The following is a 15,575-nucleotide window of genomic DNA, read 5'->3' on the forward strand; positions in this document are numbered from 1 at the left end:
TAACTTTCCTGCATCTTTTTTTATTTATTTTTCACATAAAATCAGTACTATTGTTATTCGTTTTTTTCCGTAAGAATGTTCTCGGCGGTTTTCCAGGAATGTCTTACAATATCAGGAAGTTCTCCGAATTCATTGAACCATTCTCTGAGGAACTGCCTTGTTTTTGGGTCTGATGGATACCCACTTCCAAAATCAACACCAATCTCCTCCTTGAGCTCTTCTATCAGTGCATCTCTGCGGACTTTTGCAACGATAGATGCGGCGGATACGATGGGATAAATATCATCGGCCTGGTGCCTGGATACGATTGAAATATCTGCGGCTTTGTCAGGGTATTTTTTAGTATATTCCTGTAGGAGCCTTTTCCCGAATCTCTCTTCATTAACATCAGCAGCATCAACATATGCTTCATCCGGATGCAGCTCTTCCAGGACCTTTGAGAATGCAAGTACCATGATATCGTTCATGCTCATGAGCTTGCGGAACTCATCGATCTGCTGTGGTGCTATCTCAAGGACAAAGATCTTTTCAGAATACTTTTCGATCTGATGGGCAAGCAGTTCTCTTTTTTTTGGAGCGATTTTTTTTGAATCGGCAACTCCCAGATTCTTCAGAGAATTGATCTGTGTATCTGTGGCAAGTACGCCTCCGACACACATGGGGCCGATTACCGGCCCTTTACCTGCCTCATCTATTCCAGCTACTTTCATCATATTCTATGGGTTAATGGGTCTACTTTAAACTGACCATCAGATGAACAGGGTGAATATGGAGTAGCCGATTATTATCATAATAGTTGAGTGCTTGAGGCCTGCCATCACACTGCCCTCCCCCATTGCGCCTGCCATCAGGCCGGAACTGAGTCCCTGGATGATGGCTGCATGTTTGAAAAGCTGGGTGTATGCATCAAGATCGAAGTTTCCGAGGAAACCGCCTGCACTGGATCCGGAATCCGCCATCTGTTTCCCTGCTTCTGCCATCTCACTTAAGAAAGTAGTTGAGATGACATAGATGACACCTACAAAGACTAGGAATGAGATATAGATGATAACAATATAGATCATCATGCTCATTGTACGTTCTCTTTTCATTCCCTGCTCGGAAGCCGCATCCCTTGCGGCGACCATAAGAACTTCACCGATATCACCACTGGACTCATTAGCTTTCGTGATAAGGGACAGAGAGCGTGTAACTACCTGAGTTCTCAGCCTGTTTGCAAATCTTATGAGGGCATCATTGATCTCAAGTCCCCAGAAAACATCGTGCCAGATCTTCCTGATCTCCGAGCTGAGAGAGTCGGTATCGGACCTTGACATAAGTCTTATGGAATCTCTGAGAGTCATACCGGTTTCATTGGTACTTGCCAGTTTCTTCAGGAAATCAGGGAAACTGCTTTCAAGCTTCTTCTTCCTTCTCTGCTTGATCTCATAGAAGGCTGAAAGTGGTATTATGACAAGCAGGATTGCAAATACTATCTTGTCGTCTATGAACTCCACCATCATCGCAAGGTTGCCTACTCTGTTGGCATTCAGGAACAGGGAACTCATTACTATGAGAAGTGCAAGAGGGATTGTGATTGCGAGTGTGAATAGGGGATTTCTGAACATGGGTGTAAGCGGATTCTTCATTATCTGCTTCATGGACAGTGATTTCTTTGATTTCTCAAACAGTTCGAAGTTTGTCCTTTCCCTTACTTTCTCTTCGCTTTCATCCACCGGTTCCCCGTGCTCGTCATAGACGGGTTTCAGGTGAGCCGGCATATCAGGTATCCCATGGTCAAGTACTGTATTTGTGCTAAGGATCTTAGGCTCTCCCATTTCAGTGGGTGTTATGATGCTGATCATAACTACAAACATCAGTGATCCCACTGGCAGAACTGCATATATGATCGCATACACCATGGTCGCAGAACCTGAACCCATTACTGCCATCATGACACCCATGATGATAATGAACAATGGACCTGCTACAAAAGCAGTCACATATGATTCGGCAAGTAAAGCCAGTGTTTCAAGGAAACCTTTCTGGTCTACCTCTGCCTTTACAAGGTATTGTTCCGATTTGTCGCGGAAATAATTGGGGATATTACCTCCACTGTCGATAACTGTCAGGAGGTTGTAGATGAGATCCTGGAACCTCTCGGAAGGTGTGATCTCAGATGCATTTGTGAGTGCGGTCCTCAGGTCATGTCCGAAGTACTCCATGTCCCTTACAATGGAATCTATCTCCTTTGAGACCTCTCCATACGTATCTTCAGAACGTGCGAGTGCCTTGAAAACATCTATAATGTTCATGCCACCCTTACTGAGGGCGTACATGAATGTTACGGCATAAGGCAACTGCATATCGATCTTCGTTTTCCTCTCTCCCGCCTGGAATCCGGGATAGAGCATGAAGATCGTATAGACCAGGCCGCCGAGTCCTACAATGAAAACAATAGTTATGAAGAATGCGACAAATATTTCTTTATAGTCCAGCAGGAATGCCATACCGGGGCTGAATGTAAGTTTGGTGAGATTCTCAGGAAGGCCGATGATCGCAATTATGAAATAGGTAATGACCAATCCGAGCAACGCACCCAAAACTCCCGCAAGTACCGAGTAGAATACTGCGTTTGAAATATACATCTCATGGGAAATCGGTATACGTGCCTGGTTCAGTTGTTTCTGCAGATTGACGTAATTCTGTTTCTTTGCCTTTATCTGGGTTCCGAGAAGAACGAAAGGTATCCTTTTGAGAATATTGAAATACAGGGTGGCTTTTTTGACGTAAGGGTCAAGATCAATCTTTGGCTTTTTTTTCTTCTTTGTAACTTTGTCTGCAGGAAGCTCTGATGCTTCTGCATTTTCGAAATTGAGTTCAGGTTCTTGAGTCCCGGATTCTTCCATTTCGGATGTTTCGATCTCAGAGGAATCATTTTTTTCTGTCACTGTCTAACCCCCGCTGTCAATCCAGCTGAAGTTTCTTCAGTACCTTCTCAGGTGTTGACTGGTACGCATTGATTATTCCTGATATCACATTGAAATCATTTATTTCGTTGCTTACCATGTACTCAAGTATCTTCTGCCTGTAATACAATTCCTGATCTATCCTTGACTGTCCCCATCCACGGCGCATCTTGATATCAAATATTGCCTTGGACTCACCGGTTCTTACAAATACGTCAGACTCGGAATCCCAGACAAAGATATCATTGGTTCTGATGTTCCTGGTATTGGGATCGATGTCAATGATCTCTACAAGCTTGAGGTTCCTTCTTACACGCTTACCTTTGGTGTAGGTCTGTGCCTGTATACTCATGATGTCCAGTGCCTGGATCATCGTACGCGGGACACTGATCGGTGGGTTCTCAAGCCTGTGGATAGCAGATGCAACTGAGTCGGCGTGCATTGTCGAGAAAGTGGTGTGACCTGTTGACATCGCCTGGAAGAGCGTAAGTGCTTCCTTACCTCGGACCTCACCCACAAGCAGGTACTCAGGACGTTGACGCAGTGCAGCCTTTAGCAGGTCATACATATCCACGGCTCCTCTTTCATCCGCTGTGAAGGAGTCCCTGGTAATACTCGGAATCCAGTTAGGGTGCGGGAGTTTAAGTTCACGTGTATCTTCAAGAGTAATGATTTTGGCCTTTTCAGGAATGAAAAGAGATACTGCGTTAAGAGATGATGTCTTACCCGAAGCCGTACCTCCGGCGTATATCAGACTCTTGTTGTTCTCTATACAGAGCCAGAGATAGGCCATGGCCTCTGCCGAGAATGTGCCCCATTTGATCAGATCAACAGGTGTGATCGGCGTATCGCTGAACTTACGGATGGTAAAGGTACTTCCATGTGCAGTGACACATGTACCCAGTGTCATCTGTATCCTTGAGCCGTCAGGCATGGTGGCATCTATCATAGGTTCGGCGACTGAAATGTGTTTGCCACTTCTCTGTGCCATCTGGATTATGAAGGAGTTCAGTTCATCTTCTCCATATACTATATTAGTGGCAATGTTCTGGTGTACGCGGTGGTAAAGGAATATTGGAACATCATGGCCGTTACCGGAAACATCCTCAATGGAATCATCGTACATCAGAGCATCTATCTTTCCGAAGCGCACGAAATCCCGTTTTATGTAGTAGGATATCTTGGCAAGTATAGCAGGTGTAAGTTCAAGGGTATAATCCTGGATAATCGACCAGATCTTATTATCGAGTACCTTCTCTTTGTCCTCTTCATCCTCTGATATCTCTTCTACCAGAAGTACATCACGAAGTCTGTCCATGATCTCGTTCAGGAGAACTTCTTCAAAATCACTAAGTTCGGGTTCCACCACATAGTACAGATGATTATTCACATCTTCATTATAAAGAATAACAATAAGTGTATAGGGTTCGTTTACCCAGTAACGGTCGATTTCCTCATATCCTTCGACCCCTTTGAATTCGGTAATAGGACCGTGTAATTCGGGGTCGTAGGGTTCCATCTCGAACTCGACCTGCTTGAACAGTTTTTTGATCTTTCCAAAAAAGCCCTTTTCTTCTTCGTCTTTTTGCTTTTCTTCACTGATCTCGTTCAGGGAAACTTCGCTATCTTCAAGAGTTTCTTCCTCTTCATCGTTGGTGACTATGTTCTCTTCCTTGGCTTTTTCTTCGAGGATACTCTTTACCCTGGCCTTTGCTTCCTCATCCTTTTGAGATGAAAGCGTGTCTGCTTTCTTTTTAACTGGAGCTTCTGTTTTTTTGGGTCCGAAGCCTGAAGATCTAGGAAGCAATATGTTCAGCTCATCGTCGTCATCAGATAAATCAGAATCAAGTTCATCCGTTGTGGAAGCAGAACTTGCCTTTTCTTCTTCAACAGCAGGTTTATCTTCTGTTTCGTTATCTGAAAAAAGCAGGTCTTCTTCATCCCTGTCATCTTCAAGCTCTTTTTTCAGAGGACTCTTCTTGATGATCGAGGTGAATTCTTCTTCAAGTTTCTGATCTGACTCCTTTATCTCCGCTAACTTTTCAAGAAGATTCGATGTTTCCAGAGAATCATCAGTTTCATCCTCATCTGTCTCTAGATCATCACTCGAATCGGATGACCCTTCATCAGCCTCGGACAGATCATCATAGGTCGATGCTAGTTCATCAGCCTCATCTGTTTCTTTGGCATCTTCAAGCTCTTTTTTTCCAGGATCTTCTATCTGAGCATCAGCCATTAATGTCACCATTTGATGAATATTTTGAAGGTAAGATAATCATTTGATTATATTAGATATATATTATAATTACACATATTATTAAAGTTATTGTATCGAATAGGTACTGCAGGGAAATTCCTGTAAAGGTCCGGTTTTGCCATTAAACTTGCAAAACAGTCTGATTCAGTCTATTATGGATTTGAGATGTACATGTTTAAAACAGGCATGTACATGATGTGCAGGATAATTGCTGTAATTTAAGCTGGTTTCTGAAATATCTGTACAAATCTAATGGAAAGTCATGTATTTGTGTACATAGAACGCAAATCCCGGAATCTGTGTAGAATTCAAATGCAGTTTCACTCAAAAAAGTTAAATCCAAGGGTTGATATGTTCTGGTAGAAATAAGAGAAGCAATCTGGAATTGAGAGGATATCCTGCATGCCTATAATAACCCTACCATATGAAGACCTTGAAGAGCTTACCGGGACAGATAAGGATACCATCATCGAACGTGTGCCGATGATCGGAGCTGACATTGAACGTATAGAAGTTGACTCCATAGATATCGAGTTCTTCCCAGATCGTCCCGACCTCTATAGTGTTGAGGGTGTGGCACGTGCCATGCGCGGCTTCCTTGATATCGAAACCGGTTTTCGTGAGTACGAGGTCAGGCCTTATCAGATAGAGATATCAAAGGATGCTGATATCGAGGATATCCGCCCTGTTTTCGGGTGTGCTGTGGTAAGAGGGTTAAAATTCAACTCCACTTCAATTAAGAGCCTGATGGACCTGCAGGAATCACTTCACTGGGGTCTTGGGCGTGACAGGAAAAAGGTATCTATCGGAGTACATGACCTCTCAAAGGTCCAGCCACCTTTCCGTTATATTGCAGCCGACCCGGACTTTGAGTTCGTACCACTGGATTTCACAGAACCCATGTCCATGAAAGATATACTTGAAAAGCATCCCAAGGGCGTGCGATTTGCACATATCGTCGAGGATTTTGACAAATATCCACTTATCCTGGATGCAAATGATAATGTTCTCTCCTTCCCGCCGATCATCAACGGAACCCTCACAATGGTCAATGAGAACACCACTGATCTGCTACTTGACGTAACAGGTCTCGGAGATGAGGTATATACCGCACTGAATATCGTGGCTGCGGCACTTGCGGAACGCGGCGGGCAGATCGAATATGTGAAGGTCGTCAAAGCAGATGGTACGGAACATATCCCACTTGATCTGACTCCTCGCGTCAAGATCCTGAAAAGGTCCGAGATCGACTCACTCATTGGTATGGACCTTTCCACAGACGAGATAATAAATCAACTCAATCGCATGGGTTTTGGTGCCAGGGAGCTTGGTGAGGATGTCATTGAGGTAATGATTCCGCGCTACCGTGCGGATATTCTTGACAGTTCCGATATTATTGAGGACATTGCCATAGGATTTGGCTTTGACAACATACCTGCCGTGTTCCCGATGAACGCAACAGTCGGAAGTTCTCATGAAGTAGCGGATATAAGTTCTGCAATGAGAGAGATCATGACGGCTCTTGGTTATCAGCAGGTGATGCCTTTCACACTCACAAGTGAGAGGGTCCACTTCGAGTGGATGTGCCGGGAGGCCACTGATAACGTAACGCATGTCATGCACCCAATAAGCGAAGACCAGACAATGGTAAGGACCACTGTCCTGCCAAACCTCATGGAGATACTTTCCATGAACCAGCACAGGGAACTCCCTCAGAGGATATTCGAGGTAGGTGATGTAGTGGTCGACGGAAAGACTGGTCTGCACCTTGCAGCAGTCTCCATAAATGCCCAGGCCAATTTCACCGAAGCCAGGGAACTTTTGGATGCGGTCATGAGGGAGAGAATGCTGGAATACGAAGTCTCGGAATCATCAGATCCGGCATTCCTTGAAGGCAGAAGAGCGGATATTATTGTAGAAGGCAAAAAGATTGGTGTGATGGGCGAGTTTAACCCCCAGGTGATTGTTAATTTCGGTCTTGGCCAGCCGGTTGTCGGATTTGAGATGAATCTGACCGGTAAATAACTTTTTTTTGAAAACAGAGTATGGCGGGCCCGCCGCGATTCGAACGCGAGTCAATGGGTAACTTCGTGACCTGAGTCACATCGAAGCCCATTAGGATATCCTGGCTACCCTACGGGCCCACGGGATGTATTCATAGCTACCGACGGTATTAAAGGTTTCTATTAAGTCTATCCGCTTATGATCCTTATGGCCATGAGCAGCAAGACAACTCCGAATAATTTCTTCAGTGTATCTGATTTCATCTTCCCGGACATCAGGTGTGATCCCAGCTGTGCACCTGCAAAAGAGGCTATTACAATATAGATCACCAGGCTGAGATCGGGTTCCCATGTATCTGCATGGGCAATAAAACCCGAAAGGGAGGTGAAGATCACTATAAACCCTGATGTGGCAGCGGCACGTTTGATCCCGTATCCAAGCAGGAGCAGCATCGGTACGATAAAAGAACCGCCTCCTATACCCAGCATACCCGAGAGAATACCCACTATCATACCACCGGCTGTCACCAGAATAAGTTTTTTACTTCCCTCGATCTTCCTTTTGCGATAGAACTTCTCCGCCCTGGAAAAGATCATTTCCAGACCGACAATTATCATAAGGATTGCAAAAAGGAACAGCAACACATTGACAGGGACAAGTTCTGTAAAATAAGCGCCTATCTGGGCACCTATGGCAGATGCCGCAATAAAAGGTACTGCTATTTTCAGATCGACAAGCTTTCTACGCAGGTATATTACGGTTGCGGAACCTGATGTAACTATATTAAGCAGGAGGGCTGTGGTGATGGCCCCGACGAGTTCCATCCCGGTCCAGTAAAAGAAGGGGACATAGAAGATAGCTCCACCCAGGCCGAGCATGGAGAACACTATGGAGATTATAAAAACAGCAAGTACTATCAGCATATCTTCCATTTTTCACACCTGCACTTGCCTGTGCTTTCATTTATTTTTCTTTACGTATTTTTCCTTGAAGAGATTGATCTCTTCTTTGCCGCCGACAACCGCGATTACGTCATTTTCTTCAATAGTAGTTGAAGGGAGAATATCAGTAATTATTTCTTCACCCCGTTCGATACCTATTATTGTGCATCCTACGGATTTTCTCAGGTTAAGCTCTTCAACGGTTTTGCCGTTAAGGTTTGATCCACCGGTAACATGATGTTTTTCGATATCTATACCCTCGTAGAGCATAATGTCCTCGTCCATCTTCTTACAGGCGGCTTCCAGACAGTGCGATGTCATCCTGGCAAGCATCTGTCCTGCAACAATGGAAAGGGAGGCAACATAGTCGGCACCTGCCTTGTATATCTTATCGATGGACCTGTACGAATTCGCCCTTGATATTATGGTGGATTTAGGGTTTAAACCACGGGCTATGAGTGTTGCAAAGATCACGTCGGTATCATCGTTCAATGTTATGATAACCTCGGAAGCGGTTTCGATACCTGCATCCATAAGGATATCCTCCTCGGTTGCATTACCGATTATATGCTCAAAATCTGCATTTTCAAGTTTATCCGGATCTGAGTCCACAACGATAAAGTTTATTCCGGCATGTTGCAGAGTTTCTATCACTCGCTTCCCGACATCTCCGCAACCCAGAACTATAAGGTGTCCGTCGCCTCTTTCATTCATCTTATCACTCCAGACGCTGGGTCAGCTTTCTAAGTTCGGATAGCTGGTCGGTAGTCCCTATGGCAAGTAATACGGAATTATCCCGTATAATATCCTCGGGTCTTAGGTGAAAGGAAAGGCTTCCTCCTTTCCACATACCAACAACGTTAACACCTGTCTTTTCTCTTATGGCGGCGTTTCTCATCGTTTTTCCTATAAGCGGGCTTTTAGGATATATGGGAAATTCCACTATGCTAATACCTTCAAAGAATTCGGTGGCACCAGTTAGCCTTTTTACGAAGGGGTCTGCTGCCTTTCTTCCAATATATCTTCCATAGAGTTCCTTTGGGGAAACAACGCTTGTGGCGCCAGCATATTTCAGGTATTTCTTATTGGAGCTGTCTTCGACTATTGCAATGATATTCAGGTCACTCAGTTTGCGGGCCGTAAGGACGATATTTGCGTTCATCTCGTCCGAGCGGTTTGCAATTACAAAGCTTGCAGTGCCTATGTTCGCATTTTTCAGGGTCTCTTCTTCGGAAGGTATACCTAATATGGTGTGGATATTTCTCTTCAGTAGATCTTCGATAAGCTCTTCATCCTCTTCGATGAGCACGTAGGGTATATCGTCTTCATTCAACTCTTCCATGAGAGTTTCGACGAGTTTATTGTATCCGCAGATGATAATGTGTTCTTTAAGGTTCCTGGAAGCCTTTGTGGGCAGTCCTGAACGCATGTTCTTTTCAAACCATGGTATTATTACGGCGGTGAAAAGAAGACCGAATACGAGGGGAATGCCTGATAGCTGCACAAAGACCGAGAACATTTTTCCCAGGGTGGACTCAAGGACAATATCACCGTAGCCAACAGTGGTGACAGTGGATACTACCCAGTAGAGGCCGTCAAAGAAGTTGGCATACTCATAGCTTTGTTCATACTGTACTATCTGTATGAATATGAAAATGTAGGTAAAAATTACAGCAAAGGCGAATAAAATGGATTTAATGATCGTTTTATGCAAAAGATGGCTATCTCTCATCGTACCAGCTCAAATATCTCTTTTCCAATCGATCCTTAAATCCTTCTGGCCTTTATTTAGAAACCATGCACAAAGTATGGTCCGAATATCATCAGCAGGAACGACATCAGTATCAGTAGTGCAAAGGTTCCGGAAACTGTGGCCGACAGCCTTTCCGCCTTCAACTCATTGTTGGTGAGACGATAGATGGCAGAGTACAGGTAATCTCTGAAAACGTGCCCTCCGTCGAGTGGTACCGCCGGAAGACAGTTGAACAGGCCTACGTAGAAGTTCAGCCATCCGATCCACAGCAGGGAGTTCGCTATCCAGAACAGCCCGACACCAAGTGGTTCGGCCCAGCCGACAGGTTCGTAGAACTGTGCCAGTGTCCCGCTGAATCCCGGGAAGCCTTCGCCTGCGAATCCGATGATTGGAAGTCCAAGGATTATTATCCAGCCAGCTGCTCCGGTAAGCATGGAAGGTAGCTGTTGCAGAAGCTGCAGGTACTCACGTGCAGGGAATTCCCCCACAGAGAATCCAAGGGATGTTTCCACAAAACCGTTGCCCTGGGTGTAAACTCCCAGGTAGCCTTTATCCTCATCAGGATGCTGAGCAAGCTCGATCGTATATTCGCTGCTGACATCATCGCTGCCTGCGACTTCCACGCTGACTTCCTGGCCGGGGCTTGTTGTACCCATGAAATCTGTGAAGTCAGAGACTGTTCTGATGGTCTGCCCGTCTATGCTCAGGATATACGTGCCCTGTTCAAAACCAGCTTCATCGGCAGGTGATCCTTCCACCGTATCCTGGATCATGATTCCCGTTATCTCGGGGTTTTCTTCTGTCACCTCTACATCATATACGGAAACCACTCTATCCGTTGCGGCATGAACCTGTACCGTGGATCCCATTTCCACGGAATCGAGGTAGTCCAGCATTTCCTGTACATTGGCTATACTGGTATCGTCAAGTTGTGTTATCACCATATCTTCCCTGATGCCGGCTGCATATGCAGGTGAATCCTCCCCTACATCCACCACCATGGTGTTTCCAAGCGGGGCCATGGCACCGAGCACGGGTCCGAAGAGCAGGGAGAAGGCGATCAGGGTTACCACGAAGTTTGCCATCACACCTGCGGCAAGTATCCTTGCCCTCTGATTTCTTGTTGCCTTTTTCTCGGGTACTTCTTCAGTTTTCGGCTCTTGTGTTTCCTGTTTTTCTTCTTCTTCTTCTTCTTCTTCTTCTTCTTCTATGACTATTCCAAGTCTGCGGTCCCCGTAAGGATCAGGTTTGTCTTCCTCATCTTCTTCCTTTTTACCGAAGAGCTCTTCCTCATCAGGTTCTGCAAAACCACCTATGGGTACAAGTGCAAGCAGTATTCCCATGGACTTTACCCTGATGTCCTCAACCCGGCAGAGAATCGCATGTGAGAATTCGTGCACCACCAGGGTCACTATCAGGGCGATGACGCCCCAGGTAAGGGGTATGAACTCATTGACGCCCGGTATCAGGAATATGTTCCTTGCTTCGTTGAACCTGCCGGGCTCGGGCAATGTGTTATCGCCTATGGAACTGAGCAGCGCTATGTCTGATAGGATGACTATCAGGAACATGGCCACCATGCCTATGAACATCAGGACTATGCCGATATTTGCATAGACTTTCCAGGCCTTCCCTGGTCTGGCAAGTTTGTCAAGCAACTTGAGTCCCTTTGTGGTCCGTATCATTAATACGGGGCCGTAAGTGGTTATGTTGTATTTTTCAAGTATACCTTTTCGTTTCAGGACAATGACGATCATCCAATACACTAAAAAGAGTGCCAATGCAAGGTAAGTTTCGTTCAAAAAAACTCTCCGATCCAGATCTTGAATATGGGTTTTGTTAATTTTTCCAAAACCAGTAGCATCTAAGCTACTGTAGTTTAGGTCTCTATATGCCCTATCATATAAAAAAGCAACTTAGATATGCTTATATATTACTATATTTAAATATGAAATATGACATCGTTTGTTTCGCTTTATGCCCGTGTACTGAATCAGGATTTGTCTGAACTGGGAATCAGGTGAGGCAGTAAGGTCCCATATTCAAGTTGCATAAAAGCATAAGTATAAAAACCATAAAAGAAATATAGCAATCACAGAATTATGAAACGTTGATAAACGTTGATGAATGGTTCAACGTCCAAGAGCAAATCTTAAAAAGCGAATACTATACCGCGATGTAACATATCCGTGAGGGGATGAATGTGCAATCGATAGTCCAGGAAGCATTAAAACACACCGAAAAAGAAAAAGAGTACCGCCAAACGATAGCAGTAGACGACCAACTCGACATACTTGGCCAGCCCAGGATCATGATCGTCGGTTGTGGTGGTGCCGGTAACAATACTATTAACAGACTCTACAATCTCGGCATTGATGGCGCCGAGACTGTTGCAATAAACACTGACAAGCAACATCTTGATCTCATTCGTGCGGACAAGAAGATCCTTGTGGGAAAGACACTGACCCGCGGACTGGGTGCAGGAGGATATCCCGAAGTAGGTGCAAAAGCGGCAGAACTTGCCCGCGGCACACTTGAAGAGGTCTTCAAGGACGCAGATCTTGTTTTCGTAACAGCAGGTATGGGAGGAGGTACCGGTACCGGTGTCGCCCCTGTGGTAGCTGAGGTCGCAAAGGAGCAGGGAGCGATCGTTGTAGGTATGGTCTCCAGTCCTTTCAGGGTTGAAAGGGCAAGGGCAGTCAAGGCAGAGGAAGGACTCGAGGAGTTCCGCCGTGCCGCAGACACAGTAATCGTACTCGACAACAACAGACTTCTGGAATACGTTCCAAACCTGCCGATTGACCAGGCTTTCTCTGTAATGGACCAGCTTATCTCTGAAACCGTGAAAGGTATCACAGAAACAATCACAAGGCCTTCACTTATCAATCTCGACTACGCCGACATCAGGGCTATCATGAGCTGCGGCGGAGTTGCAGTGATGCTTGTAGGTGAGAGCAAGAACCAGGACAAGAGCGATGATGTGGTAAGGAATGCACTGAACCACCCACTGCTTGATGTGGATTACAGGGGTGCGACCGGCAGTCTTGTGCACATCACAGGAGGTCCCGACCTTAGCCTCAAGGAAGCCGAGGATATTGCCGCTTCACTCACATACGAACTGTCCCCCCGTGCAAACGTCATATGGGGAGCACGTATCAGTAACGAGTATGAAGGCAAGGTGCGTGTCATGGCTATCATGACCGGTGTCCAGTCAGCACAGGTACTCGGTCCTCAGTACAGTGAAGCTTCAGCAGCCTCAAACCCGGAACCGGAAACTCCAAGGGGATACAGGCACGCCAGCACACAACTGAACAAGACCAGACGCTCTGTCGTTGAGCCTGTAAGCACCAGAAACGGTGGCGGCTCAATTATAGACATAATACACTAAATATTTTCTAAGACTATGCAGCCGGATATCTGCTATCCGGTTCTGCAATTATTTTCAAAGGATATTCTTATCTGTATAAATTACTATTTTTAGCCATGAAAGTACTAGTTGCTACAGGTCACCTTGCCGAACAGACAGTAAGGGATGCGGTGGGAGTCAGTGCTGATGTACTGGTGGTTGATACCAAAATCGCGGCCTTTATCACACCCCGCAAGCTGCTGGCGGCTATTAAAAGGGATTTTCCTGACTTCGATGAATCTGAAAATAAGAATTTTGAATATGATCTGATATTCATCCCCGGCCTGGTATCCGGCGATTTCTCACGGCTTTCAACTGAACTTGGCTGCAGTATCCGTCTTGGCCCCAAGCATGCCTATGACCTGTCCTTTGTCCTGCCTTTTGCTGATGACATTGAGTTCTCCACCGAGATTCCCGCATGTGAACTGCTTGCGGATGTCAGGCGTGAGATGGCCCTGGAGAAGATCACTGAACTCGAGGACCTGTCATCTCCCTCGACGGTTGTTGGCGGGCTGAAACTTGGCGGCAACTCGCGCATGAAGGTAATGGCGGAAGTGGTGGATGCAACAGGTCTGGACCCGGATTTGCTTTCAGAAAGGATAGAATCCTTTGTTAGAAAGGGTGCGGATATAATCGACCTTGGTGCATCCCTGCATGCGGAGCCCGATGATGTGGAGCGTGCTATCAGAGTTGCAAGGTCAGTTACATCATTTCCCGTAAGTACCGACACACTTGATCCCGAGCTGCTCACAAGGGCGCTGGAGGTGGGTGTCGACATAATCCTCAGCCTTGACAGCTCCAATATGGACACTATTGCCCCGAAAATTGCAGGCTCAGATGTGGCCGCTGTAGTAATACCGGATTCCGGGGAAGGTCTGGACAGTCTTGTAAGGAATATAGATACTGCCCGCAGGCTGGGTGTTAAAAACATTATCGCCGATCCTGTACTTGATCCCATAGGCCATGATATCACCTCTTCTATTATCCGCTACAGCAGCTTCCATGATATGTTCCCGGATCTGCCTGTCTTCTTCGGTGTCGGCAACGTAACAGAGCTAATTGATGTCGATTCCACTGGAGTGAACGCAACACTGTGCGGCATAGCAGCAGATGTGGGTGCAAGCATATTATTCACACCGGAATACAGTAACAAGACCCAGGGTTCCATCGATGAGCTGAAAAAGGCCTCACAGATGATGCTGCTTGCAAAGGAGCGCAAAAGCTCTCCCAAGGACCTTGGTATCGACCTGATACAGATCAAAGAGAAGAGAAGGCGCACAGACTCCGATCTTCCCGAAAACTTCGTCCGGGCAAAGAAGAGCAAGATGTGGAAACTGGATCCCAGGGGAAGCATCAGAATAAGCATAATTCCTGACCGTTACGGAAAGGGTGGATGTATCCTGGCAGAACATGAAACTGCTTCCATTGCTGGCAGGACCGCAGGCGAGATCATGGATACCATTCTGGAAATGGACCTTGTTTCCAGGATGGAACATGCGGCTTATCTGGGACAGGAACTTAAAAAGGCGGAAATTGCCCTGAAGTTTGGAAGAAGTTATTCGCAGGATGATGAGTTCTAGAAAGGTAACCAATCAAAATAATCTTTAAAATCATTTTACAAATGGTATATAATTAAATGTAATAGCATCATTATACGCAGCAGGTGTTAAAATGGAGCTTGAAAAACAGGACATGGACAAGATTGTTGCCGTCGTGGCAGCACGATATTTTGCACAGCAGGAATGGAAATGGGTAGACCTCAGAAATGATGTTTCTGTTATCCGCAAGGCATATGATGATCTGAAAGAGCAGTACGATGCCTATCCCTACATGAGCCTTGACTGGTATGTCAGCAATTCCGCCACCAAGAACATACACATGTGCGAAAGGTGGGAAGAACTGACAGATCTGATCGGTTTTCTGGAGGATTATGGGGAGTACTTCGACTTTCTGGTGAGGGATGCAAGGAAATCCTTCTGTATAACAAGCACCGACGGTGAGCTCGGTCCGGAACAGAAGAACGCCATAGCAGTTGCCAGAAGATTGAGGTACAATGTCTTTGTCTTCAGGGTAGATGTACCGGAAAGTATAGGTTTTGAGCTGCTTCAGGTTGGCGGAGGGCTCTGAGGGTCTGTCGATCGTTAGCTTAATATCCGGGATGTCTTATTTCGGCCTACATTTATATATTATATTATTCATTATAGCCGAGTTGTAAAAAATTGTGCAACAGGTCATCCAGCAGCGATTTGATGCATCTGGTAACACT

Annotated in this window: 11 protein-coding genes and 1 tRNA gene; 4 read left to right on the plus strand and 8 right to left on the minus strand. The window is 45.7% G+C overall.

The window, feature by feature from the left end:
• Positions 1–53 precede the first annotated feature (53 nt).
• Genes rnhB through HWN40_RS05575 form a run of 3 tightly spaced genes read right to left on the minus strand, consistent with a single transcriptional unit; the run spans position 54 to position 5,184 of the window.
• Complete coding sequence (rnhB, locus tag HWN40_RS05565; protein WP_176966302.1) at positions 54–710, minus strand: ribonuclease HII; 657 nt, start codon at positions 708–710, stop codon at positions 54–56.
• Between the two features lie 39 nt (positions 711–749).
• On the minus strand, positions 750–2,930 hold the full coding sequence (locus HWN40_RS05570) for a type II secretion system F family protein (RefSeq protein WP_246275995.1): 2,181 nt from the start codon (positions 2,928–2,930) through the stop codon (positions 750–752).
• A 16-nt stretch (positions 2,931–2,946) separates the two neighbouring features.
• Positions 2,947–5,184: a type II/IV secretion system ATPase subunit gene (locus HWN40_RS05575; RefSeq protein ID WP_176964808.1), complete on the minus strand. Its 2,238-nt coding sequence runs from the start codon at positions 5,182–5,184 to the stop codon at positions 2,947–2,949.
• 423 nt (positions 5,185–5,607) lie between these two features.
• Here HWN40_RS05575 and pheT point away from each other — a divergent pair, with 423 nt between their 5' ends.
• The gene (gene pheT / locus HWN40_RS05580) at positions 5,608–7,230 is read left to right on the plus strand and encodes a phenylalanine--tRNA ligase subunit beta (RefSeq protein WP_176964809.1); all 1,623 of its coding nucleotides are present in this window, start codon (positions 5,608–5,610) and stop codon (positions 7,228–7,230) included.
• A gap of 21 nt (positions 7,231–7,251) precedes the next feature.
• Here pheT and HWN40_RS05585 read toward each other — a convergent pair.
• The 5 genes from HWN40_RS05585 to HWN40_RS05605 all read right to left on the minus strand — a co-directional run bounded on the left by HWN40_RS05585 (position 7,252) and on the right by HWN40_RS05605 (position 11,705).
• Positions 7,252–7,349, minus strand: a tRNA-Arg gene (locus tag HWN40_RS05585).
• A gap of 48 nt (positions 7,350–7,397) precedes the next feature.
• A complete protein-coding gene (locus HWN40_RS05590) occupies positions 7,398–8,141 on the minus strand; it encodes a sulfite exporter TauE/SafE family protein (protein WP_176964810.1) in 744 nt (247 codons plus the stop codon).
• Between the two features lie 27 nt (positions 8,142–8,168).
• A complete protein-coding gene (locus HWN40_RS05595) occupies positions 8,169–8,864 on the minus strand; it encodes a potassium channel family protein (protein WP_176964811.1) in 696 nt (231 codons plus the stop codon).
• 4 nt (positions 8,865–8,868) lie between these two features.
• Positions 8,869–9,882, minus strand: coding sequence for a potassium channel family protein (locus tag HWN40_RS05600; RefSeq protein ID WP_176964812.1), 1,014 nt, complete (start codon positions 9,880–9,882; stop codon positions 8,869–8,871).
• Between the two features lie 56 nt (positions 9,883–9,938).
• A complete protein-coding gene (locus HWN40_RS05605) occupies positions 9,939–11,705 on the minus strand; it encodes a site-2 protease family protein (RefSeq protein ID WP_246275996.1) in 1,767 nt (588 codons plus the stop codon).
• A 401-nt stretch (positions 11,706–12,106) separates the two neighbouring features.
• Between HWN40_RS05605 and ftsZ the strand changes: the two genes are divergently transcribed.
• The 3 genes from ftsZ to HWN40_RS05620 all read left to right on the plus strand — a co-directional run bounded on the left by ftsZ (position 12,107) and on the right by HWN40_RS05620 (position 15,436).
• Complete coding sequence (gene ftsZ / locus HWN40_RS05610) at positions 12,107–13,291, plus strand: cell division protein FtsZ (protein ID WP_176964813.1); 1,185 nt, start codon at positions 12,107–12,109, stop codon at positions 13,289–13,291.
• A 95-nt stretch (positions 13,292–13,386) separates the two neighbouring features.
• Positions 13,387–14,889 (plus strand): dihydropteroate synthase-like protein, encoded by a 1,503-nt coding sequence (locus HWN40_RS05615; RefSeq protein ID WP_176964814.1) that lies wholly within the window; start codon positions 13,387–13,389, stop codon positions 14,887–14,889.
• Between the two features lie 91 nt (positions 14,890–14,980).
• Positions 14,981–15,436 carry a hypothetical protein gene (locus HWN40_RS05620; RefSeq protein ID WP_176964815.1) on the plus strand — a complete coding sequence of 152 codons (456 nt, stop codon included), beginning with the start codon at positions 14,981–14,983 and terminating at the stop codon, positions 15,434–15,436.
• Positions 15,437–15,575 lie beyond the last annotated feature (139 nt).

The sequence above is a fragment of the Methanolobus zinderi genome, from assembly GCF_013388255.1.
GTDB lineage: Archaea > Halobacteriota > Methanosarcinia > Methanosarcinales > Methanosarcinaceae > Methanolobus > Methanolobus zinderi.